Origin of the sequence: Thioalkalivibrio paradoxus ARh 1 (genome assembly GCF_000227685.2) — a bacterium.
GTDB classification, from domain to species: domain Bacteria; phylum Pseudomonadota; class Gammaproteobacteria; order Ectothiorhodospirales; family Ectothiorhodospiraceae; genus Thioalkalivibrio; species Thioalkalivibrio paradoxus.
This window is the reverse complement of the sequence record NZ_CP007029.1, coordinates 1349168-1374786: the sequence shown is the minus strand read 5'-3', so window position 1 is coordinate 1374786 and position 25619 is coordinate 1349168. Positions and strand designations below refer to the sequence as shown.

The 25619-nt window shown below is 67.9% G+C and carries 25 protein-coding genes; 10 read left to right on the top strand and 15 right to left on the bottom strand.

Features of this window, described 5'->3' with window-relative positions; translation table 11 throughout:
• Positions 1 to 48: 48 nt before the first annotated feature.
• The 3 genes from THITH_RS06390 (at position 49) to THITH_RS06380 (ending at position 2047) form a co-directional block, all read left to right on the top strand.
• Positions 49 to 1011: an NAD(P)-dependent oxidoreductase gene (locus tag THITH_RS06390; protein ID WP_006748661.1), complete on the top strand. Its 963-nt coding sequence runs from the start codon at positions 49 to 51 to the stop codon at positions 1009 to 1011.
• On the top strand, positions 1008 to 1232 hold the full coding sequence (locus tag THITH_RS06385; RefSeq protein WP_006748660.1) for a SlyX family protein: 225 nt from the start codon (positions 1008 to 1010) through the stop codon (positions 1230 to 1232). Before THITH_RS06390 ends, THITH_RS06385 begins: the two co-directional genes overlap by 4 nt.
• A gap of 62 nt (positions 1233 to 1294) precedes the next feature.
• A complete protein-coding gene (locus THITH_RS06380; RefSeq protein WP_006748659.1) occupies positions 1295 to 2047 on the top strand; it encodes a class I SAM-dependent methyltransferase in 753 nt (250 codons plus the stop codon).
• 422 nt (positions 2048 to 2469) lie between these two features.
• Here THITH_RS06380 and THITH_RS06375 read toward each other — a convergent pair whose 3' ends face one another.
• Both THITH_RS06375 and THITH_RS06370 read right to left on the bottom strand, forming a co-directional pair.
• Complete coding sequence (locus tag THITH_RS06375) at positions 2470 to 3495, bottom strand: IS110 family RNA-guided transposase (protein WP_006748658.1); 1026 nt, start codon at positions 3493 to 3495, stop codon at positions 2470 to 2472.
• A 314-nt stretch (positions 3496 to 3809) separates the two neighbouring features.
• Positions 3810 to 4346 carry a Rieske (2Fe-2S) protein gene (locus THITH_RS06370; protein WP_041483408.1) on the bottom strand — a complete coding sequence of 179 codons (537 nt, stop codon included), beginning with the start codon at positions 4344 to 4346 and terminating at the stop codon, positions 3810 to 3812.
• 237 nt (positions 4347 to 4583) lie between these two features.
• Between THITH_RS06370 and THITH_RS06365 the strand changes: the two genes are divergently transcribed.
• A complete protein-coding gene (locus tag THITH_RS06365; protein ID WP_006748656.1) occupies positions 4584 to 4949 on the top strand; it encodes a hypothetical protein in 366 nt (121 codons plus the stop codon).
• 30 nt (positions 4950 to 4979) lie between these two features.
• Here THITH_RS06365 and THITH_RS06360 read toward each other — a convergent pair whose 3' ends face one another.
• The gene (locus tag THITH_RS06360; RefSeq protein ID WP_006748655.1) at positions 4980 to 5462 is read right to left on the bottom strand and encodes a YajQ family cyclic di-GMP-binding protein; all 483 of its coding nucleotides are present in this window, start codon (positions 5460 to 5462) and stop codon (positions 4980 to 4982) included.
• 31 nt (positions 5463 to 5493) lie between these two features.
• Here THITH_RS06360 and THITH_RS06355 point away from each other — a divergent pair, with 31 nt between their 5' ends.
• Complete coding sequence (locus THITH_RS06355; RefSeq protein ID WP_006748654.1) at positions 5494 to 5871, top strand: DUF423 domain-containing protein; 378 nt, start codon at positions 5494 to 5496, stop codon at positions 5869 to 5871.
• 60 nt (positions 5872 to 5931) lie between these two features.
• Here the strand turns inward: THITH_RS06355 and THITH_RS06350 are convergent, their stop codons facing one another.
• The 4 genes from THITH_RS06350 to THITH_RS18730 all read right to left on the bottom strand — a co-directional run bounded on the left by THITH_RS06350 (position 5932) and on the right by THITH_RS18730 (position 12519).
• Entirely contained in the window at positions 5932 to 6297 is a 366-nt protein-coding gene (locus THITH_RS06350) for a hypothetical protein (protein WP_025367343.1), read from the bottom strand.
• A gap of 135 nt (positions 6298 to 6432) precedes the next feature.
• Positions 6433 to 7389 carry a thioredoxin family protein gene (locus tag THITH_RS06345; RefSeq protein ID WP_198019503.1) on the bottom strand — a complete coding sequence of 319 codons (957 nt, stop codon included), beginning with the start codon at positions 7387 to 7389 and terminating at the stop codon, positions 6433 to 6435.
• Between the two features lie 284 nt (positions 7390 to 7673).
• Positions 7674 to 8960, bottom strand: coding sequence for a serine--tRNA ligase (gene serS / locus THITH_RS06340; protein WP_006748651.1), 1287 nt, complete (start codon positions 8958 to 8960; stop codon positions 7674 to 7676).
• 601 nt (positions 8961 to 9561) lie between these two features.
• Positions 9562 to 12519, bottom strand: a complete 2958-nt coding sequence (locus THITH_RS18730) for a patatin-like phospholipase domain-containing protein (RefSeq protein WP_006748650.1) — start codon at positions 12517 to 12519, stop codon at positions 9562 to 9564.
• Between the two features lie 518 nt (positions 12520 to 13037).
• On the opposite strand from THITH_RS18730, the gene THITH_RS06330 reads away from it, so the two are divergent.
• The 3 genes from THITH_RS06330 to THITH_RS06320 all read left to right on the top strand — a co-directional run bounded on the left by THITH_RS06330 (position 13038) and on the right by THITH_RS06320 (position 14788).
• Positions 13038 to 13502 carry a hypothetical protein gene (locus tag THITH_RS06330; RefSeq protein WP_006748649.1) on the top strand — a complete coding sequence of 155 codons (465 nt, stop codon included), beginning with the start codon at positions 13038 to 13040 and terminating at the stop codon, positions 13500 to 13502.
• A gap of 208 nt (positions 13503 to 13710) precedes the next feature.
• Complete coding sequence (locus THITH_RS06325) at positions 13711 to 14325, top strand: L,D-transpeptidase family protein (protein ID WP_006748648.1); 615 nt, start codon at positions 13711 to 13713, stop codon at positions 14323 to 14325.
• A gap of 175 nt (positions 14326 to 14500) precedes the next feature.
• Entirely contained in the window at positions 14501 to 14788 is a 288-nt protein-coding gene (locus tag THITH_RS06320; RefSeq protein WP_006748647.1) for an Lpp/OprI family alanine-zipper lipoprotein, read from the top strand.
• 117 nt (positions 14789 to 14905) lie between these two features.
• On the opposite strand, the gene THITH_RS06315 is transcribed toward THITH_RS06320, so the two are convergent.
• Entirely contained in the window at positions 14906 to 15880 is a 975-nt protein-coding gene (locus THITH_RS06315; RefSeq protein WP_006748646.1) for a L,D-transpeptidase family protein, read from the bottom strand.
• 217 nt (positions 15881 to 16097) lie between these two features.
• Between THITH_RS06315 and THITH_RS17045 the strand changes: the two genes are divergently transcribed.
• A complete protein-coding gene (locus THITH_RS17045) occupies positions 16098 to 16550 on the top strand; it encodes a hypothetical protein (RefSeq protein ID WP_006748645.1) in 453 nt (150 codons plus the stop codon).
• 87 nt (positions 16551 to 16637) lie between these two features.
• Here the strand turns inward: THITH_RS17045 and THITH_RS06305 are convergent, their stop codons facing one another.
• A complete protein-coding gene (locus THITH_RS06305) occupies positions 16638 to 19097 on the bottom strand; it encodes a vWA domain-containing protein (protein WP_006748644.1) in 2460 nt (819 codons plus the stop codon).
• A gap of 282 nt (positions 19098 to 19379) precedes the next feature.
• Here THITH_RS06305 and THITH_RS06300 point away from each other — a divergent pair, with 282 nt between their 5' ends.
• Positions 19380 to 20534, top strand: a complete 1155-nt coding sequence (locus THITH_RS06300; protein WP_006748643.1) for a glycosyltransferase family 4 protein — start codon at positions 19380 to 19382, stop codon at positions 20532 to 20534.
• Between the two features lie 81 nt (positions 20535 to 20615).
• On the opposite strand, the gene THITH_RS06295 is transcribed toward THITH_RS06300, so the two are convergent.
• The 6 genes from THITH_RS06295 to THITH_RS06270 form a co-directional block, all read right to left on the bottom strand.
• Positions 20616 to 21677 carry a glycosyltransferase family 4 protein gene (locus THITH_RS06295; RefSeq protein ID WP_006748642.1) on the bottom strand — a complete coding sequence of 354 codons (1062 nt, stop codon included), beginning with the start codon at positions 21675 to 21677 and terminating at the stop codon, positions 20616 to 20618.
• The gene (locus THITH_RS06290; protein WP_006748641.1) at positions 21674 to 22444 is read right to left on the bottom strand and encodes a glycosyltransferase family 2 protein; all 771 of its coding nucleotides are present in this window, start codon (positions 22442 to 22444) and stop codon (positions 21674 to 21676) included. The genes THITH_RS06295 and THITH_RS06290 overlap by 4 nt, the downstream gene beginning before the upstream one ends.
• Positions 22441 to 23172 carry an FkbM family methyltransferase gene (locus tag THITH_RS06285; RefSeq protein WP_006748640.1) on the bottom strand — a complete coding sequence of 244 codons (732 nt, stop codon included), beginning with the start codon at positions 23170 to 23172 and terminating at the stop codon, positions 22441 to 22443. Before THITH_RS06285 ends, THITH_RS06290 begins: the two co-directional genes overlap by 4 nt.
• Positions 23173 to 23290: 118 nt before the next feature.
• The gene (locus THITH_RS06280; protein WP_006748639.1) at positions 23291 to 24043 is read right to left on the bottom strand and encodes a protein kinase family protein; all 753 of its coding nucleotides are present in this window, start codon (positions 24041 to 24043) and stop codon (positions 23291 to 23293) included.
• A 73-nt stretch (positions 24044 to 24116) separates the two neighbouring features.
• Positions 24117 to 25193: a glycosyltransferase family 9 protein gene (locus tag THITH_RS06275; RefSeq protein ID WP_006748638.1), complete on the bottom strand. Its 1077-nt coding sequence runs from the start codon at positions 25191 to 25193 to the stop codon at positions 24117 to 24119.
• A 78-nt stretch (positions 25194 to 25271) separates the two neighbouring features.
• Positions 25272 to 25580, bottom strand: coding sequence for a hypothetical protein (locus THITH_RS06270; RefSeq protein ID WP_006748637.1), 309 nt, complete (start codon positions 25578 to 25580; stop codon positions 25272 to 25274).
• Positions 25581 to 25619: the final 39 nt, after the last annotated feature.

The following is a 25619-nucleotide window of genomic DNA, read 5'->3' as shown; positions in this document are numbered from 1 at the left end:
CCCCGCCCCGCGGGGCCTGTTGCCGTTCCGGGTTCGGAGAAACCTGAGATGAAGGGCGTTTTCCTGGATCTGAATACGGTCGATCGCGGCGATCTCGACCTCGAACCGCTGCGCCGGGCACTGCCGGAATGGGCGTTCTTCGACACCACCCGGCCGCAGGAAACCGCGGATCGCATCCATCACGCCGAGGTCGTGGTCACCAACAAGGTGGCACTGGATCGAAACCTACTGGCCGAAGCGCCGCGCCTGCGGCTGATCTGCGCCGCCGCGACCGGCACCAACAACATCGACATCGGCGCTGCCGCCCAGCGCGGGATCCCGGTCTGCAACGCCAGGGATTACGCGACCGACTCGGTGGTGCAACACGTGTTCGCGCTGCTGCTCACACTGGCGACGCGCCTCGACGCCTATCGGGCCGACATCCGCGCCGGTCGCTGGAGCGAATCCGATCAGTTCTGCCTGCTCGATCACCCGATCCGCACGCTCGCGGGGATGCACCTCGGTATCGTCGGCCAGGGGGTACTCGGGCAGGCCACCGGGCGACTCGCGGAAGCCTTCGGCATGCAGGTCAGCTTCGCGCGCAGCCTGCGTCCTGACGTGCCGGCGACGGACAACCGCCTGGAACTCGACGACCTGCTTCCGGAAATCGACGTGCTGAGCCTGCACCTGCCGCTGACCGAATCGACCCGGAATCTGATCGATGCCCGCCGGCTCGCCCGGATGCCCGCCGGAAGCCTGCTGATCAACACCGCCCGCGGCGGCCTCGTCGAACCCGGCGCGCTCGCCGAGAGCCTGCGTGCCGGACACCTCGGCGGCGCCGGAATCGACGTGCTCGAACCCGAACCGCCCCCGCCCGACCACCCGCTGCTCGCCCCCGACATCCCGAACCTCGTGCTGACCCCGCACACGGCCTGGGCAGCACGAGGCGCCCGGCAGAACGTGCTCGACGAGGTTCGCGCCAACATCGAGGCCTTTCGCGCTGGGCATCCGCGCAACGTGGTGGCAGCGTGAGCGATTCCGAACAACCGTTGCTGCGCCGGATCGAGGAGCTCGAGATCCGTGCGGCGCATCAGGAATACGCATTGGAACAGCAGGGCCAGGAGTTGCTGCGGCTCCAGCAGGCCAACACGCTGCTCACACGGCGATTGCAGGAACTGGCCGACCGCGTACAGGCCCTCGCCGACCGCCCGGCCGCCGATCCTGCCGACGAACCGCCCCCTCCGCACTATTGAGTGTCGGCCGGCCCGTGCAACTGGTTCGAAGCGCTGCTTGCAGCGGCCACGGACAGGCGCGCGTGCAGGCGCTGCTTGCCGGCGGCCAGCTGACCGAGGCCCCGCACCCGGATGATGCGACCGGCCTGCAGCTCCATTGTGGCCCCGAGGGCCTGTCCCTGTTTGCCCCGCACCCGCGCCCACTCGAGCTTCGCCTCGACTTCACCCGGGGCCGCCAGGCCTACCGGTTGGCGCGCGCCGGTCACGCGCGCGAGGATCTGCTGCGCGCGCTCGGCCCCCTGCCCGCCGCGAGCCGCATCATCGACGCCTCGGCCGGCCTGGGCCGCGATGCGCTGGTGCTCGCGGCACGGGGCTTCCGCGTGCTGGCGTTCGAACGGCACCCCGTGCTCGCCGCCCTGCTGGACGATGCGTTGCATCGAGCCCGGGCGTCTGCATCACTGCGGCCGATCCTCGATCGCATCGACCTCCGCGCCGAGGACGCGCGCATGGCGCTTGGCGGCCTGGAACCCGTTGCCGAAGCCGCCATCTTCGACCCGATGTTTCCGGCTCGCGCCAAGGACGCGGCGGTGAAGAAAGAGATGCAGGTATTGCAGCAACTGATCGGCGCGGACCCGGACCCGGATGCACCGGAGACGCTTGCGGCGCTGCGCCGCCATGTGCGCCGCCGCGTGGTGGTGAAGCGCCCGTTACATGCCCCGCCCGTGGGGGACGAAACGCCTGCCCATGCGCTGCGCGGGCGCAGCATCCGCTTCGACGTCTACCTGCCGCTCTCCGGCTCCGGCGAATCCGCCGCAGCGAGTCCACGGCCGCGTTGACGTGAAAACCACGGCCTGTCTCGTGTCCCGGGCGACCCGTAGGGCGGAAAAGCGCAGCGTCATCCGCCATACGGCGTTCGGATCGCCCCGCACGGCCTGCGGCAACCCCGGCGTGGGAATGGCGGATGACGGCCTTCGGCCTCTTCCGTATATGGTCTCCTCCCCGTTTGCAAGGCTCCAGTTCGGGATGGCAGGGACAGGTTGCTGTCGTATATCCGGCCTGTTGTCGAAGCTCGCGGCTTCTGGCCTTGATGCAGTTCCGCGCCTACCGTCCTCATCGCCCTAACGGCCTCAAGGACCGGCGGAAAAAGCAGGTTTCCGATAGGCAGGTCTGACCTGTGTGTCATCTTGGGCTGTCGCCTTCGCAACCTCGGGTGGGTTTGTGACTCGATCGGTTCTTGGGTTCGTTCCTGTAGCCGGCCTCAGGCAGCGGTACGTGGTTGGTACTCCTCACCCCGCGCGATCACCACCCAGGCCATGCGCACAATCTTGTTGGCCAGCGCGACCACGGCCTTGTTGAAGCCGCGCGTCGCCACCAAGCGCTGGATCCACCGACTCAGCGGGTCGTCCTTGCCCGCGACGCGGCTGACCACCGCCCGGGCGCCATGGATCACCAGAGCGCGCACCCAGGGGTCGCCGCGCTTGCTGATCCCCAGCAGCACCGAACGCCCGCCGGTACTGTGTTGCCGTGGCACCATGCCGAGTGCCGCCGAGGCCGCACGACCACGGTCGAACTGCCGGCCATCCCCCATCCAGGTCTTCAGTGCCAGGCCCACAAGGGGGCCCACGCCGGGAAGCGCCAGCAGACGTTTGCATGCCGGTTCCTCCTGCACACGTTGTTTGACCTGGGCGTCATACCACGCCACCTCGGCGTCGAGCTCGACCAGCCGCTGCCGCTGGCGCTCGAGCAAGGCGCGCATCGCCGGACTCAGCTCGTTCTCGGCATCCTCCAGGATCTCGGGCAGCGCCCGGCGCAGCGCCGCGATGCCCCGCGGCACCACGATCCCGTACTCGGCCAAGACCCCCCGGGTCTGGTTGACCAGCCGTGTGCGCGTCGCCAGCACCTGGCGCCGGAAGTTCAGAAACATGCGCGCGTCCTGCTGCGCCACCGTCTGGATCGGCACCGGCCGGATCGCCCCGTGCCGCTGCGCCTCGGCCACCGCCCGGGCATCGTTGCCGTCGTTCTTCTGCCCGCGCTGATAGGCCTTTACATGTTGCGGCGGCAACAGCACCGGCGTATGCCCCAACGCCTGCAACCGCCGCGCCCAGTGATGCGCGCTGGCACAGGCCTCCATCGCCACCGTGCACGGCGGCAGCTGCGCCAGGTACGTCAACCACTGCTTGCGCCGCAGGGTCTTGCGCTGCACTTCCTTCCCGTGCACATCCAGGGCCACCAGAGCAAAGCTGTTCTTTGCTAAATCCACACCAACAATCGTAATCTGGGACACGGTCTCCTCCTTTCTCCTGCCGATACTCCGATACCTGTATCGTGGCGCATCGCGACGCCGAGTACAGAGGGGAGGAGACCATCTCATCGCCCTACGCCTATTTCATCATCGGGGGTGACCACAAAGGCCATGGCAGTTGGCTGCGCCGACACGAATACGGCACGGCGGGCATGTGCGACCGCGATACCCCTGAGGCCAGACCCCGGCGACGGTTCCCGACACCCTTGCACGATGCCGCGCTCGCGCCGCGTATCGCGACACCGCGCACCGGCCCGGCCAGCGAACTCGCCCCGTCCTGCGCGGCCCCGGGACGCTCAGGATCCGCCGAGGATCAGGCGCTCCCGCTCGATGCGGTGGCGCGGGATCTCGAGGTTGCGCATGGCCGGCTGTCCGCGGTATACGCGGCCGGCAAAGTCGTAGCGCCCGCCCCGGCAGCGGTCGCGGAATCCGCCCGCCCAATCGGGATCGCTGCCTGGCGGCACCAGCTCCAGCGGACAGCCGAGGTCGGTGCTCTCGCCAAACACGACCAGCCACTGTTCCCGGAAGCCGCGATGCGCCTCGGTCAGCCCGCGAGGCCGCCGATCGAGTCGTGAAGCCGGATCGTACAAGGCATCGTCCGGGGGCAATGCGTCGAGCATTTCCGGGCTTCGGTGGACGATCAGCACGCGGCGACCCTTCCATTCGATCTCCCGCAGTGCACCGGGCTCGATCCCGGTCAGATCGACCTCGAGCGGCAGATCGACCTTGCCCCCGGGTGGCGACAACAGGGCCAGTAGCAGCACCAACGCAAAGGTGCCGAGCGCGAGCAGCGCCATCAGCTTCAATGCCACCCGCAGCCGAAGCCGCAGCATGTTGTCCCGAGCCACCTGCCCCCTCACCCTCAGCCGTTCACCGAACCCATACCCGACCGTTCTCGCGCGGGAACCCTGGACTGGCATACCGGGTCCATCCTGGCCCGAAAGGCCGGAAGCGGAATTCGCGGAGAAATCGCGACGCCCGGAACGCCAATCTGCGCACGGGAAACCACGCGGGATTCCGCTGCCTGCTGATATACTGGCGGGCCGTCACGACCCCGTAGAAACCGCACCATGAGCCGCAGAACATCCCTGTCTCCCGATACCGGCTACGCCGGCATTCACAACGATCTGTACGGTGGCATGACACCGGTCGGCGGCATCATCAAGGATGCCTGGGTTTTCGGCCTGCTCCCCGAAGAGCAGACCTGCGAGGGCTGGCAGACATCGCAGCTGCAGAACCTCCACGACCAGGTCGCCGCCGAGTGGGACAAGTACGGCCTGCTCGTCGGCAATCTGCCGCCGGAGCTGCGCGAACGCCACAACCGCATTCACAGCGCGGCAATCGAACGCGCACGCGAACTCGGCTGGCGCCCGGGCGCCGATCTGGACAGCGAGATGCGCGAGGACGACGAACTCCCGCCCGACGCACCACGCTGAGCCGGCCCGCGGCGATCCGACCGCCCCCGGTCAATCGCGGAAATTGATGTACTGCAGTGGCCGGTCGAAGGTCTCCGCACGCAGCAATGCGATCACCTGCTGCAGGTCGTCGCGCTTCTTTCCGGTCACCCGGACCTGGTCGCCCTGCAGGCTGGCCTGGACCTTGATCTTCGAGTCCTTGATCAGCCGCTGGATCTTCTTCGCGAGGTCGGCATCGATCCCCTGCCGGATCAGCACGTCCTGCTTCACCCCGGTTCCGGACTTGGCGACTTCCTGCGGATCCATGCAGGCGACGTCGATTCCGCGCTTGGCCAGTTTCATGCGTACAATATCGAGCACCTGCTCGAGCTGGAACTCGGCGTCCCCGCGCAACTGGATCGTCGTCTCGCTCAGCTCCACCGCGGCGGACGTCCCCTTGAAGTCGAAGCGGTTGTCGATCTCGCGGCGCGCCTGGTCGACGGCGTTGCGCAGTTCCGGCTGTTCGACCTCGGACACTACGTCGAAGGACGGCATGCAAAACCTCCCGTTGTAAGGACTGAATCTCGTGGCGATTTCGGCACTGATTGTAACCGGAGCCCTGCTGGCCGCGCTGGCCGTGGGCCTTGGCGCGTTCGGCGCGCACGGTCTGGAAGCCCGGCTGTCGGAACGGGCGCTGGCAACCTGGCAGACGGCCGTGCAATACCAGTTCATCCACGCATTGGCGCTCGTGTTGATCGCAGCCCTGTGGACCCGCCTCGATCCCGGCTGGGGCATCGCCGCGGCGCTGGCACTACTCGCGGGAATACTCTTGTTCTCCGGCAGCCTCTATGGACTGGCGCTGGGCGCGCCCCGGGTCCTCGGCGCCGTCGCGCCGATCGGCGGCACGCTGTTCATCCTGGGCTGGATTGCGCTGGCGATCGCGGCGCTGCGCCAGGGCGCTTGAGGATCCGGTCACGCCCCTCTGCGTTGCCGAATCGCGTCCTCCGCGCGCCGCAGGCGGGGTTCAATCGCCAGCCGGGTCCTGACCCATCGCATGCAGGTGGGCTTCGAGTTCGGCCATCACGTCGGTGGCGGCACCCTTCTCCAGCGCCTGCTCGACCCGTTTCACCACGGGCAACGCCACCGCACGGCCGCGCAGCTGCGTCCGTGCCAGTGCAAACGACAGCGTGCGGAACTGGCGGAAGAACAGGTAGCTGAGCGTGGCGATGATCAGCGCGGCCCACATGTTTCCGGAAAACCAGACCCAGATCGCGACCCCGTAGCCTGCGAAGGTGCCCACGAAGATCGCGAATGCGGCCCGGTGGGTTCTCGCGATCAGCTCCTCCACAACGACCCGATGCTCCACCACGAACTCACGCTCGAAATACACGCCCACCACCCCGCTGTCTCGCCATTGGCGGCCGCAGTATAAGCCAGCCGGGTCGGCGGCAATGAACGCGGAACCCAACGCCGTCGGCAGCGCGCCGGTCCCCGGCTGCGCCGCGCCACCCCGCTGCAGCCACGATCACTCGGCGCCGGCAGCGCGCCAGCGTTCGAAGGTCGGGTATTCCTCGTAGGCACGCGTGAGCACGTAGTTCATCACGTTGCGCAGGCGCGTCAGCGCCACCACCGAATCGATCCGGATGATCTCCTGCCCTCGTTCGTCGTAGAAGACCATCGTCGGCGCCCAGTGGATATCCAGCTCCCGACCCCATTCCTCCGCGGTCGTGCGCTCGCCGGCCGGGGTGATGACCGGGGTGTCGGCATCGAGATCGAGCTGCACCGCATCGAACAACCGGATCAGGTCGAGCACGCTATCGTCCTGCAACGGCTCGGAGTGCAGCACGTCGCAGGCATGGCAGGCGCGGCGTTCGAAGAAGACCACCAGCGGACGCTGCGCCGGGATCCGCGAACGATCCAGCATGTGCGGCGGGCTCTGGAAGAAATCGCGCACGTTGATGTCGTCGACATCGAACTTGGGCGGAGGATCGGCGCGATCCAGGTAGTCGCGGAAACTGCCGTCGCGGTCGTGCCGGTCGATCACGTACTCGAGTGCGGCGCGGAAGCGATACGGCGGGTAGTAGCCGCGAATCCGGTGGATCTCGTTGCCTTCGGCGTCGAAAAACGTGAATGCCGGGGTGAAGTTCAGCCGCCGCTCCACCGCGAACGTGCGCTCGCTGACGACATCGCCGTCCAGGGTCACGACGTCGCGACTGCCCTGGACATCGAGCGCGATCACATCGAAGTGCTCGGAAAAATACTGCCGGATATCGGGCTGTGCGAGGTTCTCGTGGATCATCGCCTCGCAGTAGGGACAGTCATCCATCCCGAAATAGATCGCCAGACCGTTCCTGCCCCGCTCGACCGCGCGTTCCAGATCCTCTGTGAAATCCAGGAAACTCAGTTCGAACCACTCCGGCGTGTGCAGTCCGATCTCCCGTGGGGTGTCGTCGATGCTCGGGAAGTCCGAGCCGGTGGCCATCGGGGCAACACTTGTGAACCACAAGGATCCGGTCAGCAGGATCACGCTGCGGATCCAGTTACCGACCGGAAGACGCTCTGCTCGAACCATCGTCGAATCTCCACGAGTTGCCATACCACGGGGCGGAGCGCTGGCCTGCCCGGCGCGTGCGCTCGCAACATCTGGAGCCGCGGGCGCCCCCATCTCAGCGCGACCCGCCGTACCGGACTCCAGCACCCGGGCGACACGCGGGTCGCGGCAACGCCCAAGCACCGGCGGTTCCTCGCGGGCGGCCACGCGCACTCCTATTTGGACGGCGGAGCCAGCCTCTCTGTTCCACCGAGATAGGGACGCAAGGGCGCGGGAATCGCGATGCTCCCATCCGCCTGCTGCCCGTTCTCGAGCAGCGCGACCAGGGTCCGGCCCACCGCCAGACCGGAGCCGTTCAGGGTATGCAGCAGTTCCGGGCGCGCGCCGGGTTCGGGCCGGTAGCGCGCCTGCATGCGCCGGGCCTGGAAGTCGCCGAAACTCGAGCAGGACGAGATTTCGCGATACGCCTGCTGGCCCGGCAGCCAGACTTCGAGATCGTAGGTGCGCGTGGACGCGAAGCCCATGTCGCCGGTGCTGAGCAGCATCACCCGGTACGGCAGCTCCAGCGCCTGCAGGACCGCCTCCGCATGCCCGAGCAACGACTCGAGCGCGGCGTCCGAGTCCTCCGGGCGCACGATCTGCACCAGTTCCACTTTCTCGAACTGATGCTGCCGGATCAGGCCACGCACGTCACGGCCATAGCTTCCGGCTTCGGAGCGGAAACAGGGGGTATGCGCGACCATCTTCAACGGGAGATCGCCCGCATCGAGGATCTGCTGCGCGACCAGGTTGGTTACCGGCACCTCGGCGGTCGGGATCAGCCGGAAGCCCTGCTCGCTGTTCACCGAGAACAGATCGGCGTCGAACTTCGGCAGCTGGCCGGTGCCCAGCAGTGCACCGGGGTTCACCAGGTAGGGGACGTAGACTTCCTGGTAGCCATGCGAACCGGTGTGCAGGTCCATCATGAACTGCGTCAGCGCGCGGTGCAGACGCGCCATCGCCCCACGCATCACCACGAAGCGCGCCCCGGACATGCGGGCGGCCGCCTCGAAGTCGAGCCAGCCGCCGGGCGCGCCGAGATCGACATGGTCGCGCGGCTCGAAGTCCAGCGCGCGCGGCTCGCCCACCCGGCGCACCTCGACATTCGCGCTCTCGTCCGACCCCTCGGGAACATCGGGCTGCGGCAGATTCGGGATCTGCAGCAGAAAGTCGTCCAGCTCGCTCTGCACCTGCTGCAAGTCCTGCTCGCACTGCTTCAGCTCGTCGGACAGCGTGCCGACGGCCGCCTTCAGCGGCTCGATGTCCTCGCCGCGCGCCTTCGCCTGCCCGATCGCCTTCGAGCGGGTGTTGCGCTCGTTTTGCAGCTGCTGGGTGCGGACCTGCACATCCTTGCGGCGAGCCTCCAGCGCCAGGAAACGCTCCCGGTCGAAATCGAAACCACGGCGCGCGAGCGCGGCCGCGGCGTTGTCGAGATCCTGGCGCAGAATCCGGATATCAAGCATGGAGCCAACCGCTGGAGGGGATGAAACGGCGCAGTGTAAGGCGCACCCCGGCAAACTTCCATCGCCCGACACAGCCGCTGAATCCTTCGCCGACCGCAGTGCCGTCAATCTGCGGCGACCGGCTCGTAGTTCGCGCGTTCGAGCCCGCGCCGCCAGACCGGGCTGGCATCATCCGCGAGTTCGCGTGAAAGTCACGGCCTTCCTCGTGTCCCTGGCGACCCGTAGGGCGGAAGGTGTCCCTGGCGACCCGTAGGGCGGAAGAGCGCAGCGTCATCCGCCACACGGCGTTCGCAGTGCCCAGGCGCCCGCGGCATCCCGGGCGCCGGATGGCGGATGACGGCCTTCGGCCTTTTCCACCCTACACCCCTTTCATCATCGGGGGTGGCCACACGGGTCATGGCAGTTAGCATCGTCGGGATGAGTAAGGATCCGCTGCCGCTGCATCGACAGTCCGGCCAGAAGCATCGTGCGCTCCTGGGTGCAGCGCGCGTCCAGCTTGCCGGGCAACCTGTGCTCAACTCGCAGTGAAGCCAACGCAAACCGACCCGGCCGGCCCCACGCCGCCATCGGACGACGGATAGCCGCCGGCGTCCGCAACCGGTCACGCCTTCTCAGGGGTCGGTTGCTCGTCGGACAGCGGATCAACAAACCGCGTGAGACCATCGCGCTCCGGCCCGCAAATCTTCTCGGCGATATGCAGGCCCAGGCGCCGGTAGCTTTCCCACTGGGCCTCGTCGAAGAACTGGTCGGCGGTGGTCTCGTGCGGGAAGTCCGGGTGGTGTGACTGGTAGTGCTGCACGTCGGCCGGCTCGTCGCCGACCAGCGCCGGCTTCAGGTACAACAGCCAGGAGACGCGCTCCGGGTCGTGGTCGTAGCGGACCCGTGCCAGCGCGGCACAGGCCAGCGACCGCCCGGCCCGCTGCGGGGGACCAAACACACGTCGCCGACGGCTGCGCCCGGTGCTGTCCGGAACGGGTTCATCCTGCCACGGTCCGCGCCGCAGCATTTCCAGGCTGCCGAGCTGCGTCTTCACCTGGTCTGGCAGCGTGGTCTGCGCAATCTCGTGGTCATCGAGGAAATGCACCTCGGCACCGAAGTCTAGCCGCGCCTTGCGCACCAGATTCGCAAGTCCCTGGAATCCGTAATCGGGGTCGGCCTCCGCGTCGACGATCAGGATCAGCGGCAACCGACGGCGAATCAGTTCGTACCCGCCCAGGTTCTCGAAATGTCCGCCGTCGGAGAGGTACCACCAGCGTCGCGCGACACCGCGGAACCGGGCCAGGAACTCGTCGACCAGGTAGCTCTGCACCGGGAACAGCGATTCGAACGCGCGGGTAAGCCGGTGTCGCGCCGCCGTTCCCGCAGGTTGCGCACCAGCCTCGGACACCTCGTTGCCGCCCGCGACTGCAAGTGGGTCTGAGCGTTTCTCCGGTGGCATACCCGAGTCCCACCAGTAGCCCAGGCGCAGGTTGAAGAAACCGGCCAGCAGGCTCATCGCGAGGTTGGTTCGCGAACCAAGGCCGGTCGAGAACGCCGCCCCGGAGATCCCGACCCAGGCACCAAGACTGAGGTCTTCGCCAGGATACCGGACACTCGGGCGCGCCGACTCGAACACGCGGAAGCCACCGTCGAGCGCCAACGGGTAGGCATTCTTCACCAGGCCATCGGGACCTATATACACGTGGTGGCGCACCCCGGTGCTGATCCCGGCCGGCCCCACCGCGAGCCCCATTCCCTTGCGATCATTCTGTTGGATGTTGGAGCGACCGTCGACGGTCTCGTTCACGGTCACGTTGATCAGGTGCAGAGGCGCGCCCTTGTCCCAAGGCGAAGTGCTGCGTACCGTGTCGTTGCGGTCGAAATAGGCGTCGAGCGACAGATCGTCGTCGGGCAGCGGATGCGTCACATCGCCGCCTCTCGCCTCGACCTGCGGTTTCCCGTTGACAGTCGGAACACGCCGCGGATTCGACGCGCCCAGATAGGCCCTGGCCAGCCGGGCGGTGTACATCGCGTGCAGCGTGGAGCGGTTCAGAAACGACCAGGTACCTCCGAACAGCCAGGACAGCAGCAGAGCCACGAACACCGCACCGATCAGCAGCATCGGCGACCGCTGCGCTACCCCGGGATCCCCGAAGCCCCAGGCCACGCCATGTGCAAGCGCCGAAACCAGCGTCAGCACCGACAGGTACAGTGCCGCTGCGGCCAGTGCCGCGGCCACACCCATCGGCAGCGATGGTCGCTCGCCGCCGGGGGTACCCCCGAACAGCAACGCGAGCCGGCGTCCGGCCGCGCCTGCCATGGCCAGCGCGCCGATCAGCATTCCCAGCCATGCCAGAAGCTGCCCTTCCGCCACGACCCGGTACAAGGTTTGGCCGAAGGTATCGATTACCGCCACGCCGAGCACGACCGCGAACACGATCAGGCCATTGCGCAACCAGTCCGACACCTCGCGCCGGGCCTGATGCTCGGAACCGGCGGGCAGCCGGGCCAACCACAAGGGTCCGTCCGGCGTCTCGCGCGGGAGCTGCTGCCGCTCCGGCCGGTAACCGGTCCAGGCCCGTCGGCGCACGATCGCCTGCAGCATCACTGTAGCCGCTGCGATCACGGACACAGCGAGGCAGAACAGCGCAACCCCCGGGTTCACCCTCACCACCGGTAACGCTGCCCAGATTCCGGCCACCAGAAATACGGCGAGCACGAGCAGTAGCCCCCACAGGGGCCGCAGATTGTGGCCAAGGCCGCTGGGACCCTCGGGCCCGCCGGTGAAATCCCCCGCCAGCACCCAGTAGGACCAACCCAGTGGGATCACCGCCAGAATCAGCCACCCCAGTGCCAGCAGCACCCACGGGCTCCACCAGAGGATCCCGGCAGGCCCCAGTGGCAGCAGGGCCAGAGCAGAGTCGATCGCAGCCCAGGAGCCCGGCATGCCGAGTTCCGCAGCAAGCCGCGGCCCCTGCAGGACCAGGAACAGCAGCGTGACCAGCACCAGCATCACGATCTGTAGCGCCAGGAAATTGCGCAGGATCACTGCACCGCCGAGCACGAGGTCCCCCGACCCATTCGGCGCCAGGTGCCGACCGTTTTCCCGCAGCCACCGGAACACTTGCCCGGCGGCAAAGCGGCCTTCGCCCGCTGCTGCCGCCTTGCCGGCGACCCCGGATCCCCTGCTGGCCGCGTCCACGACCTCGTCACACTCGAGCACCGCACGCACGTCATCGATATCGGTGACCTGTTCCCGGGTATACAGTCGCCCCAGGAAAGCACCGATGTAGCCGCCGCCCGATACCGTCGAGAGATAGTCGATCGCACCCAGGTGGCGGCGCCGTGCCAACCCCTGCAATACGCCCAGCGCGAAAGTAGCGCTGCGGATCCCGCCCCCGGACAGCGCCAAGCCTACGGCGGGGTCGTCCCCAGCGACACCCGCGCCCTTGCGCCGGCGCCGCAGCAATGCCTGCTCGCGATCGCGCAGAGCACGCGGATAGGCAAGCTCCCACGCGCCTCCGGATTGCGCCTCCGGATCCCCGTCCGCTTCCAGCCCGGACACGTCCAATCGGTCCATCCCCTTCCCCCTTTGCGAAAAACCCTGCTCGCAACGCGATGCGGTCCCCGTTCGCCGGGACGCCGGCCTTGCTGATGTTCCCGCCGGCCATCCGGGAAGCGCTAGGTTACTGCAAGAGTCGCACGTTGCGCGCAGGGAGACCTCCTACACCCGGAAGCGGGTGCGGCAAGGATTCATCGCCAGGGGTGGCCGCAGCGCCGTCGCGGCCAGCGGCCGTTCGCGACACGATGGGTGCGGCCAGCATCCTGACGTCGCGTGACCGCGCCCCTGGACCTCGTCGGCAACCGGGCCGGGCCGATAGCCGATGGCAGCAACGGGCCGATGCGCCGCACCCCCGGACGTGCAAGAATGCGTTTGCGGCCGCGAGGACCGTTCGGGGCACACCCGCCGCGGCGCGAGATGCGGGAATCCGCGCGCGGCCGGGCCGGTACACTCGACTCGGAGCTTCGCATCTCGGGGCATGAACGATCCACGGACCGGATTCGGGTCACGATGGGCATCGCAGCATTGGGGGAGTCATGAAACGCTCAGGCGATCGCACAGGCATCCGGAGCGCCGGCCGATGGGTGTTCGCGTGCGTGCTCGCGGGCGTGCTGGCGGCGGGTTGCGCAACGACCCAGAAGGATCGGCGCGCCCAGGGCCTGGATGCCGCGGCGAACAGCTATCAGGCAGCGCTGCGCTGGGGTGATTATGCGGCGGCGATGGCGATGCTGTCTCCGGATCGACACCTCGCCGACGAATTGCCCGACGCCTTCCTGGACCTTCGCATCACCCGGTACGAGATCGTGCGGCCGCCCGTGATTCATACCGACGACCGCGCCACGCAGACCGCAGCGATCGAGTACGTCTACGAATACAACCAGGTCGTACAACGCCTGACCGACCGCCAGGAGTGGCACTGGGACGACGCGTCGAAGAACTGGTGGCTTGCGTCGGGTCTGCCGGACTTTGCCCCGGGCGGTTCTCGGAGCGGTGGGCGCTGAACGGCGGCGATCAGAGGTGCTGCCCCTTCTGCCCCGACACCGGCCAGGAGAAGGATCGCAACAAGGTGCGCGGCAAGGGGGCGGCGTCGCGGATCTTGCTGGCCGGGTTCGACGCGCCCGGGAGTCGGCCGGAAGATGTCATCCCGGCCCGGGATGCGCTATAAGAGCGCCCAATACTTCGTTCTCCACGGAACTGGTCGAGCATACGATGAGCCCATGGTCCCGCCGCCGTTTCACCCGGATGATGCTGGGCATGCCGCTGGCGTTGCTGGTTGCGATGCCCGCCCGTTCCAACCCGATCGAAGCGTTGCTGGCGAGCGCCCAGGCCCCTCGGCACAGCAACGAGTTGTGGGTACTGGTGGACGACGCGGAGGCCACGCTGAGCGTCTATCGCGGCCACGCCCTGATCGAGCGTTTCTTCCCGGTCTCGCTGGGACGCAGCGGCGCAAAACCCCAGCGGCTGCGCGGCGGCAATGTCACGCCGCTGGGCGAGTTCCGGGTAAACCGCTTCAACCACGACAGCCATTGGCACATCTTTATCGGAATCGATTACCCCACAGCGGCCCACGCCCGGATGGCATTGGAGTCCGGCGTTTTCACCGAAGGCGACTACGAGGACTTCATGCGCCATCTCGCCCGCCATGGCCAGCCGCCGCAGAACACGGCCCTGGGCGGGGCGATCGGCATCCACGGGATCGGCAGAGGCGACCCGGAGATACACAGCCGCTTTCACTGGACCCAGGGCTGCGTTGCGGTCACCAACGAGCAGATCGAGCGGTTGGCGGAACTGGTGGACATCGGAACCCGCATTGTGATCCGGTGAACATTATTTGCGGGCGAACCCGCGCCCGGTATGGACACCCGCGAGTGACTGCAGTACACCCTATCTGCGGGAGCCCGCACCCGCGTTCCGGGCAGCAGTGCCGGTGCGGGATACGCAGGGCGCCCGGAGGCCGGCCTTACCCACGTCGTACCCAGCAAGGTGCAAGGAGATGACCATGAACCCGAAGATCACGACCCTCAAGCTCAGTGCCGTAGCCGCTTCTCTTGCGATCCTGGGAGGCTGCGCTTCCACCAGCGCGCTGGAAGAGGTGCGCCTGACCGCCGAGGCCGCACAAGCCGAAGCGGCCGAGGCGCGCAGCATCGCCACCCAGGCCCAGGGGACCGCCGACCAGGCGCTGACCACGGCCAATGAGGCCAAGGCGGATGCCGAAACCGCCCGCCGGACCGCGGATCAGAATCGCGAAGAGATGAATCGCATGTTCCAGCGCACGATGCAGAAGTGATGCCGCCGGCCGCCACCGGTAGGTGGCGGCCGTTCGCGCAGGGTCACCAGCGAATGCCCGCGGTACTCCGGGCAGACCGGCAAAGCGACGAGACGCGGGATCTTCCGCCCCCAGCACTCACTCTGGCACCGACAGCAGCCTGGCGACCGGACGTTCCAGTGGCACGGCCAGCCCGTCGGGTTCGTCCACCAGCGCCCGCAGGCGAGCATAGGCGACCGGACTGAGATCCTCGCCGCCGGACACCCTCCTCAAGATTTCGACCGCATTGTTCAGCGGCTCGAAACTCCCAACGTTCTCCTCCAGTTGTGGAAACGACTGGACGAAAATCCTGCCGTCCTCGGTTCGCCCCGCCTTGAACGGCTGGTCGATGATATTGACCGGAGTCCCCGCAGGCACGCGCTCGAACAGCGATTCGATATCCTCCGGAAACATGCGGATGCAGCCACGGCTGACACGCATGCCCACACCGTCGGGCCGATTGGTTCCATGGATCAGGTAGCTGGGCAATCCGAGCAGGATCGCGTGGCGCCCCAGCGGGTTGTCCGGCCCCGGCGGCACCACTTCCGGCGGCGGCTCGCCACGGGCGGCGGCCTCCTCGCGCACCGAGCGCGGCGGATTCCACGACGGATCCTTCACCTTGATGGTCGTGCGGGTCAGCCCCACGGGTGTCGCGAAACCGTCCCGGCCCACGCTGATCGGGTAGGTTTCTACCACCTCCTCGCTGGAATAGTAGTAGAGCCGCATTTCCGAGAGGTTGACCACGATACCCTCGCGCGGCGCGTCGGGCAGAATGTAGCGCCCGGGAATCACCACCTCGGTGCCGGGTTCCGGCGCCCAGATGCTGACATCCGGGTTGGCCATCCGGATCTCTTCGTACCCGACGTTGTGCCTGCGCGCGACGTCGATCAGCGTTTCGTCGCCGCGAACCCTGACCACCTGGATCTCGCCGATCACGTCGCCGGTTTCGGGCAGCGGATGGTGGCCGGGAGGCCACGCTTCAGCCCCCGCGGCAGCAGCCAGCACCAGCCACGCGCACAGGCCCGGCAACCACACACGGCGCACAACGCTTGACCAGAATCGCGAAACCAACATCCACCGTCCTCTCGTTTCCGGCGCTCCGCGGCCGCGGAGCCGTGACCCCTGCGGGGAGCAAGCCCCATTCCGGCGCCCGGCTGGAGCTGGTTCCATGATACAACGCCTCCCCAAGCGATGACGTGACGACGCTCGCACCTGGGCCGACGCGTCTACACTGTCCTGCACCGGAATCGGCGATCAACGTGGCGGAGCCCGTGGCCGCAAGGAGACCCCGATGAACGTGGATCCGCAACCTGCCCCCGACCCCCGCCTGCGGCGGCTTGAGCCGGGGATGTCGCTCACGATCGACGTCGACCCGCGTGCGCTGTACGTACCGACGGGCCTCGTACTCGGCGCCGGCGAACGGTACCGCCTGACGGCCGACGGAAAATGGCGGGACGGCTTCGTCACCTGCGGGCCCGAGGGCTGGGGGCGTGGTTGGCCGACTCGCTTCAATCGCCTGCCGGGCCAACCGTTCTTCCTGCTCTGCGGATGCCCGGGGCGCAACGACCAGCATGCGTTCGCGGTGGGGACGGCGCGTGACTGGGAGGTGCCCGACGCCGCTGACCCGGACGGCCTTGCACTCTACCTGTTCGCCAACGACTGGCGCTGGATGTATTGGAACAACCGCGCGTTGACCGCGCAGCGCGGCGGCCCGCTTCGGGTCACGATCACGCGTTTGCCCTGACACGCGATCCGCGCACGCGCATCACGGATTCCGCGCGAATGCGCGGCGTTACGGATACGCTGCCCCGCTCACCGGCATGGCCGGCGTCTATTCGGCCACGATGAGCGGCATGCGCGCGAGCACCTCCGCGCTATCGGACGCGCGATACCGGACTTCGTAGCGGCCTGGCGACGCGGGAGCGAACAGCTGGACCGGGTTTCCCTGAGACGCCCGCACCTCACGCAGCGCAGGCGCGTCATCGGCAGCACCTTCGTTCACCACCTGGATGAAGTCCTCGAACCGCCCCGGGCCCTGCCAAGCTACAGTCAACACGCCCCCGGCCCTTACATCGCCTTCGACTGCGAGCGACACCTCGCCAGCACCGACGGTGACCGGCAGCGACGCCAGTGTGCGCCCCGACTGGTTGATCACGTAGCGCAGTTCATATTCGCCCTCGACCTCTGGTGCGCGCAGCCGTGCGGGAGTCCCCCTGTTGCTGCGCCAGATATCGCCACGGCTGCCCTCGACAGCGCCACGCTCCACAACGGTGATGTAGTCGCCCGGGTTATCCGGCCCCTGCCAGACCACCTCGATCTGACCACCGGGAACGATGATCTCCGGACCTTCGAGGCTGGCGCTGGCCGCCACCAGCGTGATCGGCCGACTCGACAGCGTCCGCCCCGACTGGTTGATCACATAGCGCAGCTCGTAGTTGCCCAGCGCGTCCGGCAGCGTGATCCGCGCCGGCGAACCGAAACGGGTCCGGGCATAACTGACGCTCGTCCCCTCCGGCGCGCCGGCCTCGACCACCGCGATGTAGTCGCCCGGGTTGTCGGGCCCCTCCCAGGCCACCTCGATCGCGGCCCCAGCCACCGCCTCGTCCGGCGCCTGCAGGCCCGCACTGGCCGCCACCAGTGTGATCGGCCGGCTGGCCAGCGTCCGCCCCGACTGGTTGATCACATAGCGCAGCTCGTAGTTGCCCAACGCGTCCGGCAGCGTGACCCGCGCCGGTGAACCGAAACGGGTCCGCGCTTGGCTGATGCTCGTCCCCTCCGGCGCGCCGGCCTCGACCACCGCGATGTAGTCGCCCGGGTTGTCCGGCCCCTCCCAGGCCACCTCGATCGCGGCACCGGCCACCGCCTCGTCCGGCGCCTGCAGGCCCGCGCTGGCCGCCACCAATGTGACAGCCTGGCTGGCCAGTGTGCGGCCCGACCCTTGGTGCACATAGCGGACTTCGTATGCACCCAGCGCGTCCGGTGCGGTCACCTGCGCGGGCGAGCCGAAGCGAGTCCGGATCTGGCTGATGTGGGTGCCCTCCGGTGCCCCGGCCTCGACGATCGCGATGTAGTCATTTCGGTCGTCGGGTCCGAACCATTCCACCGGAAATCGCGCACCGCTGGTCACTTCGCCCGGGGCAGACACGCTGGCTTCCGGCAGAGCCTCGGCCAGCTCCACACGCGCGGTCACTTCGTGCTCCAGCGTCGCAGCGATGGTGCTGCCACCGGACATTGCCCCGACCACCCCCTCGATACGGTAATCCCCGGGCGCAACGAGAATCCGATGTCGTTCGCCTGAACCGCGCCCGGTTTCCGCAGCCTCGCTCTCGAGGTCGATCCAGGTCCACTGGACATCGGAAACCGGTGCCCCGGTACGGGCATCGACCCCCTCGAGTGACACCGTGGCCAGCACCTTATGCAGCGGAACATCGACAACGCCCGAGAGCGCATCGTCCACCGCCAGTTCGAGTGCCCCTTCGTAGCCCGGGTGCGTAGCAGCAATGCGGTAGCGCCCGTCCTCCAGCGCCGCCGAGAACGACGCCGTCGCGGCTGCTGCAGCGACCTGTGCTCCGCTCTGCGCATCGACTACCTGCCAGTCGCTCGGGCCGAGAGGTTCCTTGGTACGTGCATCGACCGCGCGGAACACCAGCTCGACAGGCTGTGGCACCGACACCGCGGCAAGGGCCTGAGCCAGCTCCGCACCCGAGCTGGTATGGAACAATTGCCCCCCGGTCTGCTCCGGAACGCAGGAGAGACTGTTCACTTCCTCGGAGGTCATCCCGAAGCCGACCACGTGGGCACGAATCGAATTGCCCTCGGCCGCAAGCTGCGCGGCCAGTGCACAGGGGTCGCCGCCGCAGTTCTCGAGGCCATCGGTCACCAGGATGATGTCGGCCGATTCCGCAGTACGCGGAATCTGGGTGCGCGCCAGCTCGAGGCTATCGGTCAGCGGCGTCATGCCCTGCGGGTTCAGCGCTCGCATCATGGCCGTGAGCTCGGCCGGGTCATGCACCCCGAGCGGGGCCAGCACCTCGATATCCCCGCAGTCGCCACGGCGCCGGTGGCCATAGGCGATCACCGAGATCGGCGCGCCAGCGTCCCGGCCCGCGAAGAACTCCTCCATCACGTCACGGGCCACCTCGATCCGGGTAATGTCGCCGTCGATCCGGTTCCACATCGATCCCGAGGCATCGAACACCATCACGGTGGCATGATCCGCTGCAGTAGCGGCGCCCGTACCGAGCAGAACCCCAAGAAGCAGGGTGGCGAACGGTTTGAAGTGGCTTCGCAAGGTCGATACTCCTTCTAGAGGGATGGCGGACCCACCGTTGGTTGTGCGCCCGCTGCAGAGGCCGTGCAGGTGAGCGCAAGTCTCCCCCACGATCGGCGAGGGTACAACGCTACGCGCGCCGGCGGAAGTGCCCCTGCGGTCGCTGGCCGCAAGAGCCTCACCTGGGCCGCTACCCCCCAATCGCCTGCACGCCGCCCGATCGGGCATCGGCGCGCCAGCGCCGCTAGAATCACGGCCATCGCGGGGCCGCCCGCACCGAACCCTTGCCACCAGGGAGGCGAAGTGTCCTCGCAGAAGGTTCTGCAAATCTGCCTGTCGGAGGGCTGGGGTGGGCTGGAGATGTATCCGGCGCGCGTGTTCCCGGAATTGCGCCGGCAGGGCTGGCAGCCGCGAGGCCTCGCCCTGAGCGGGTCGCGCGTGGCATCGAGCCTCGAGGCAGCCGGTGACACGCCGCTGACGGTGTCGTCGCGGGCCGGGGCCCTGCTGGCCCTGCCGCGCTTGCTGCGCTGCATGCAACGGGAGGACATCCGCACCGTCCATTGTCACAAGTCCTCGGATCTGCGAGTGGGCGCTCTGCTGAAGGCGTTCCGGCCGGAGATCGGGCTGTTTTTCACCGATCACATGGGCGTGACCCGGCCCAAGAAGGATCTGTTGCATCGCTGGATCTACCGCCGGCTCGACCGGCTGTTCTCGATCAGCGACGCGACGCGGGCGCGCAACCTGAAGGCCTTTCCGCTGCCGCCCGAGCGGATACGGCGTCTATACCTCGGCATCGACCCCGAGCCCTACCGGCCGCGACTCGATCCTGCCGCACGCACGGCGATGCGCCGGTCCCTGGAGATTCCTGAAGGGGCGCTCGCGGTCGGGCTGCCCGGACGCCTGACCCCCGCAAAGGGACAGCGGCTGTTCCTCGAGACCCTGCAACGGCTCGAGCGGGATTCGCAGGAGCTGGAGATCCACGGCGTGATCGCTGGAGGGCTGCACGCTGACGAAGGCAGCGACCCGGATTTCGTGCAGGAACTGCAGCGATATGTCCAAGCTCATGGCCTCGCGGCGCGGGTCCATTTCACCGGTTTCCGTTCCGACCTGCCGCGCGTGCTCGAAGCGCTGGACATCGTCTGTGTCCCGTCGCTGAACGAGGCCTTCGGCCTGACGGTGATCGAGGCGATGGCGGCGGCGCGGCCGGTGATCGGGTCGAACAGCGGGGCGATTCCGGAGATCCTCGACACCCATACGGGGCGGCTCGCCGATCCGTCGGATCCGTCCGCCTGGGCAGCAGCCATCGCCGAGCTGGCCGCCGATCCTGAGCTACGCGATCGCCTGGGGTTGGCGGCACACCAGCGCGCCTGCGAGCGGTTCAGCCTGCGCACCCATGTCGATGCGCTGACCCGGGAGTACACCAGTGCCAACGCGCGGCAAGCCGCGTTCCGCGGTTAGAGCCGGATTCCGAAACCATCCCGGGTCCTTCCGGGCGCGGCCTGTCCCCCGCTCGAGTGCCGTGCAGGACCCGGCGCGGCCTCAGGGTCGATCGCAATCAGCCGGCGTTTCGAGCAGCCGGCGCCACTCGCCGAGCACCGCCGACCTGCGCAGGGCGGGACGGCCGACGACCCTCGGCCGCCCGCCCGAACGCCAGTCGGCCACCCGAGCGACGATCGCAGCATGATCGCGCGCATCGACCAGTTGCGCCGGGTCGTCGATGATCTCGGCGGCAGCGCCGAAATCATGGGCCAGAACCGGGGTTCCTACGGCGTGGGCCTCCGCAAACACCAGACCGAAGGTTTCGGGATGCTCGTCCTGCGGGTAGAACACGCACAGCGATTCACGCACGTGGCGCAGCACCTCGTCGCGCGGCAGCCGGCCGAGCACGCGGATCCCTGGCCGGGTCGTGCAGCCGGGCACGTACTGCTCCAGAACCTCCGGGGTACTTCCCGCGATCGCGAGCTGCATTGCGGGTAGCGCCCGCTGCACCGCCAGGAAAGCCTGCAGTACGCGGCGCAGGCCCTTGTTCGGCGTACTGAAAAAGATCATCCGGTCGCGGTCGACGGGTGCCGTCTCGACCTGCAGGCTGTCGTCCACGGGATTGTAGATGCGCCGGATCGGCACCCGCGCTCCACCCCCGACCAGCGTGCCGAGCAGGCGCGCAGGCACGCCGTTGATCAGGCGATCGCTGGCCTGCGCCAGCGCATCCGACACCGCGATCACCGAACACCGGCTGCGCGCGAGCACCGCTCTCTTCAGCATCACCTCCGGGCGCTGCCAGTTGTGAATCCAGACATGGAGCCGGCTATCGGGGAAACGCTGGCGGTACCGGGCGGCGAGCCGGATGCGGCGCAGGACCACCACTGCGTCGGCCGGTTCCCCGCCAAACGGCTCCGGCGTGTCCAGAGGCAGATAGCGCAGGCCCGGCGCGATTTCGGTCGGCCGGGAACGGCCGAGTTGCTCGACCGCCACCGCATGCGCACTGGCCAGACCCTCGGCGACCGCGACCAGCGACGCCTCGGTACCGCCCACCGCACCCCGCTTCAGGCTTGGGCCGTCGTACGGGGTCGAGGACTTGGGATCGACGAACAGCAGGTTCACTCCCGCGGCCCGCCCTGCTCGCGCTCGTAGAGTTCGTTCAGCTTCGCGTATTTCATGTAGGCGTTGAACGCTGTCGTGACCGCGACGGTCATTCCGTCCGCTCCCTGAAATACGCCACCCTTGAACACCAGCTTGCGCAGCAACGCCACCAGCGCGTGCACGGCAGGCCGCCAGCCCGATGGGCGCACGCCACGGTCCTTCATCGCCCAGGCATCGAGTGCCGACAGTTCGTCGATGCGCCGGATCCAGTGCGACAGATCTTCGTAGGTGAAATGCCGGATATGGCCCTTCAGCCGCCGCACGCGCGGCGCCTCGACCCGCGAATGATGCTTGCGCGGCAAATACCCCGAGGTGCCACGGTGGTACAGGCGCACGACCGAATCCGGGTAGAACCCGGCCGCGCGGATCCAGTGGTTGCCGACGAAGTTCCGGCGCCGCAGCGCATAGGCGGTGCGCGGGTCGTCGAGCGGCAGCCCGCGGATCAGCGCGACCGCATCGTCCTCGAGGCGTTCGTCGGCATCGAGCGACAGGATCCAGTCGTTCCTTGCGAACGGCACGCCATGCGCCTTCTGCGGCCCGTCCCCGAGGTAGGCCTGTTCGATCACCCGCGCGCCCTCGGCCGCGGCGATCTCCCGGGTGCGGTCGGCACTCAGCGAATCGACAACGATGATCTCGTCGCAGACCGGGCGCAGCGACCGGATACAGCCGGCGATCATTGCCTCCTCGTTGAGCGTGATCACGGTCGCGGTAATCGGCAACGGCGTCATCCGGCTTCCCTCCCCCGACCGGAACGCGCACCCGCCCCGCCGCGGATCCACTGCTTCATCCGCTTGGCCAGCGCACCCGCGCGGATGCGCGCATCCATGCCCCATACCCGCAACCGATCCAGCGGGGTCACCGCGATCTCGCCGCGGCGCACGTAGACCGAATCGCTCCGGTCCTTGTACCAGATCGTGTAGCCGTTGCGCTCCATCCAGTGGCGGATTTCCCGGAGATACGGATTCGTGTAGGCGCCGCCATGGGTCTCGACGGAGATGATCGTGGGCCGACTGGTCATGTGCTTCAGCACGAACCACTCGCTGCCTTCGGTGTCGACCGACAGCAGGTCGATGCTACCGTCGTCGATGGTGCTGAACCGCGTGCAGGGTGCCGTGAACGCCTGTGCTTCGTCCCGGCCGGAACCGTCGTTGACCAGCGCCGGGCTGCTGTCCAGGGTCGCGACATGGGTCGAGCTGCCCCGGTAGAGCAGTTTCACTTCCCCGTCGAAATCACAGAGCGCACAGGCGTGCAGCTCGACGTTCGACCGCCCCTGGAAGTACGCCCGGATCAGTTCCACCGACGCAGGCTCCGGCTCCACCAATGTAGCCCGGATACCGTCCAGGATGAAATCGTGCACGTTCGACGTTTCCGGATGGTACACACCGACCTCGGCGACATGGTCGAATCGATGGCCGGTCGCGGTGGCTCGCAGGTAGAAAGCTCGATTGAGGGCCATCCCGTTCACCCGTCAGCGCAACAGGGACACAGGGTACCCCGACACACCATGCGGAGCACCGGTTTGACGGCACCATTCGGACCGCCTGCCGCCCGGGCATCGGAGGGTGCCGGCGGGATCACGGCGTCTTCGGCACGATCCGCCGGCCGGGATCGCGGCCCGGATGCATCGGCAAGCGATGGAGACCGGGGACCCAGAACTGGTCCCGGAGACGGGCGATCACCGCGCTGCGATCCTCGCGGCCAAGCGGACGCAACGCCTCACGCAGCAGGCTGAACCGCACCCCGAACGGAATGTGTATCCCGGCCTCCTGCGACTGTACCGCGAGCCGGCCCAGCATCCTCTCGATTTCCCTGACGCGGTTGCGCATCGGCCGCACACCGTCGGTGTCGACGATCCACACCTGGCCGGCCGCGTCGATCACGAAGTTCTCGATCTTGAGATCGCGATGGAACAGCGCATTCCGGATCAGGCAGCCCACGACCCTCCCGAGAGAACGCGCAACCGCGCGCAGCTTCCGTGGATCTGCGAAGGGATCCTGCACAACCCGCTGCAGAACTTCCCAGCCAGATACGCCAGGAACGTAGGAAACTCGGAGCTCGATACGCGAGCCCTCACGGCCGAACACGATCTCGGGCCCGGACAGCACCTCGGGCACCGCAACGCCCGCGCGGCGCAGCAAGCCGCTGCCCCGAACCGCGCGCTGGGGTGCGCTGATCCCCAGCAGGTAGGTCAGAAACCGGCGCGGGCTGAGCGGCAGGATCTTGAGCACCTGCGGCGACTCACCGGGCGGACGGATCAGCCACACGATCCGGGGCGCGTCGTTTTTCAGCTGGCGCAGCGCGAACTCCGGCGGCCGCCGCGCTTTCACGCCCGCCACCCTCCCCGCAGCCAGAACCACACGGCTGCGCCGAGACGCCGCCAAGTGTGAAGAAGCACCGCGGTCATCGCTCCATCCGCAGCCGGCGCCAGAAATCGGCGACGCGGTCCGCGGCCAGGTCGGGGTCGATGCGCGACATCTCGGTGTCGCCCGCACCCGGCGGCGGCTCCAGGCCCACGGTGCGCCCCTCCGAGTTGCAGGGGCGCCAGCGCAACGCGGTCGACGAACGCTTCGAAGGAAAGAAACCGACCGTAGGCACATCCAGGCAGCCGGCGATGTGCAGCGGCCCGGTCGACCCGGACAGGAACAGGTCCGCCGCGCCCAGACTGCGCGCGAACCGCGCCAGCCCGGCCTGCGAGGCGTACACGACGGTTTCGCGACCGCGTACCAGCAGCATCGCGGCCAGTTCGCGGGTTCGCGGTTCCTCGCCGGGGCCGGCGGTCAGAATCCAGACGGGCGCATCGTGTGCGGGCTCGTCCGCCAGTCGGGAATGCACCGCGTGTACCAGCTGTGCGTACTGGGCGACATTCAGGTTGTTCGACGAACCGCCGGACCCGGCATGCACGAAGAACCACGGCCGCTCGGGAGGGATCCGGAGCCGATCGGCCAGACCCGAGCGTTCCGCTGCGCGCTCCTGAGGCGACAGCGGCCAATACGGCGGCGCCACCGGCTTTACTCCGGCACCCAGCCTTCCCAGCAACGCCCGGGCCAGATCCTCGTTGTACACATACTCGGGCTTCAGCGAGCGCGACCGGCGCTGGGGCACCCGCAACGGGTACAGGAACTGCGCGGGCTTGGTGGCCGGGGCCAGCCGCAGCGGGATCCGCGACCGCAGGCCAAGCCAGCCGATTCGCGCGGTCGAAAACAGGGTGAGCATCGCGTCGAAACGCCGGCGCCGGAGTTCGGCCAGCAGCGCCCGCCCGGCACCCGCACCGGCGTTCGGCCCCGGATCGACGAGCACGTCATCGATCCAGGGGCATTCGCGGGCCACCGGCTCGGTATAGGCGGGCACCAGCACTGCGATCCGGGTATCCGGCAACGAGGACCGCAGCAGCGCCAGTGCCGGCCAGGCGAGCATGAAATCCCCGAGGCGGTCGTTGCGGACCACCAACAGCCGTTGACAGGCGGTCTTCGTGTCCATCCCATCGCCTGTCCGCGCACCGTCCCGCGGCAGCCGGGACTGCGCCGAGGCCGCGCCGCCGATGCCGGATCCCAATTCTCAGTCGCCTTTCGGCTTCTTGCGCAACGCGTCGATGTTGATCGGGACGACCGTGTTCTGGCGCGGCTCGTCGACATAGCGGGGCCGCATGTTCATTTCCTGGCCCAGGGCGTCGGCCAGTTCCTGCTCCCGCGCGACGATCAGCGACAGGCAGTCGCGGATACCCTCGATGGTCCGGTCCGTCAGCGGATGCTGAATGCCGGGCGGAGCGTGGGTGTCGCGGGCCACATCGGTCAGCACCTTCTTCACCATCGCGAGGATGCGCTGTTCCTTGGTCAGTTCGGCTTCGGAGGGTTCGTGTTCGCTCATGAGCTGGTTCCGTGATCGCGGGGCCAATGACGCGAAGAT

Excerpts from the sequence above, each read along its gene's own strand:
- THITH_RS06320 (WP_006748647.1), top strand. The coding sequence starts at position 14,501 with ATGAACCCGAAGATCACGACCCTCAAGCTCAGTGCCGTAGCCGCTTCT.
- THITH_RS06275 (WP_006748638.1), bottom strand. The coding sequence starts at position 25,193 with ATGGACACGAAGACCGCCTGTCAACGGCTGTTGGTGGTCCGCAACGAC.
- THITH_RS06390 (WP_006748661.1), top strand. The coding sequence starts at position 49 with ATGAAGGGCGTTTTCCTGGATCTGAATACGGTCGATCGCGGCGATCTC.
- THITH_RS06290 (WP_006748641.1), bottom strand. The coding sequence starts at position 22,444 with ATGACGCCGTTGCCGATTACCGCGACCGTGATCACGCTCAACGAGGAG.
- THITH_RS06370 (WP_041483408.1), bottom strand. The coding sequence starts at position 4,346 with ATGCTGCGGCTTCGGCTGCGGGTGGCATTGAAGCTGATGGCGCTGCTC.
- THITH_RS06365 (WP_006748656.1), top strand. The coding sequence starts at position 4,584 with ATGAGCCGCAGAACATCCCTGTCTCCCGATACCGGCTACGCCGGCATT.
- THITH_RS06325 (WP_006748648.1), top strand. The coding sequence starts at position 13,711 with ATGAGCCCATGGTCCCGCCGCCGTTTCACCCGGATGATGCTGGGCATG.
- THITH_RS06285 (WP_006748640.1), bottom strand. The coding sequence starts at position 23,172 with ATGGCCCTCAATCGAGCTTTCTACCTGCGAGCCACCGCGACCGGCCAT.
- serS (WP_006748651.1), bottom strand. The coding sequence starts at position 8,960 with ATGCTTGATATCCGGATTCTGCGCCAGGATCTCGACAACGCCGCGGCC.
- THITH_RS18730 (WP_006748650.1), bottom strand. The coding sequence starts at position 12,519 with ATGGACCGATTGGACGTGTCCGGGCTGGAAGCGGACGGGGATCCGGAG.
- THITH_RS17045 (WP_006748645.1), top strand. The coding sequence starts at position 16,098 with ATGAACGTGGATCCGCAACCTGCCCCCGACCCCCGCCTGCGGCGGCTT.
- THITH_RS06270 (WP_006748637.1), bottom strand. The coding sequence starts at position 25,580 with ATGAGCGAACACGAACCCTCCGAAGCCGAACTGACCAAGGAACAGCGC.
- THITH_RS06360 (WP_006748655.1), bottom strand. The coding sequence starts at position 5,462 with ATGCCGTCCTTCGACGTAGTGTCCGAGGTCGAACAGCCGGAACTGCGC.
- THITH_RS06345 (WP_198019503.1), bottom strand. The coding sequence starts at position 7,389 with ATGGCCACCGGCTCGGACTTCCCGAGCATCGACGACACCCCACGGGAG.
- THITH_RS06330 (WP_006748649.1), top strand. The coding sequence starts at position 13,038 with ATGAAACGCTCAGGCGATCGCACAGGCATCCGGAGCGCCGGCCGATGG.
- THITH_RS06315 (WP_006748646.1), bottom strand. The coding sequence starts at position 15,880 with ATGTTGGTTTCGCGATTCTGGTCAAGCGTTGTGCGCCGTGTGTGGTTG.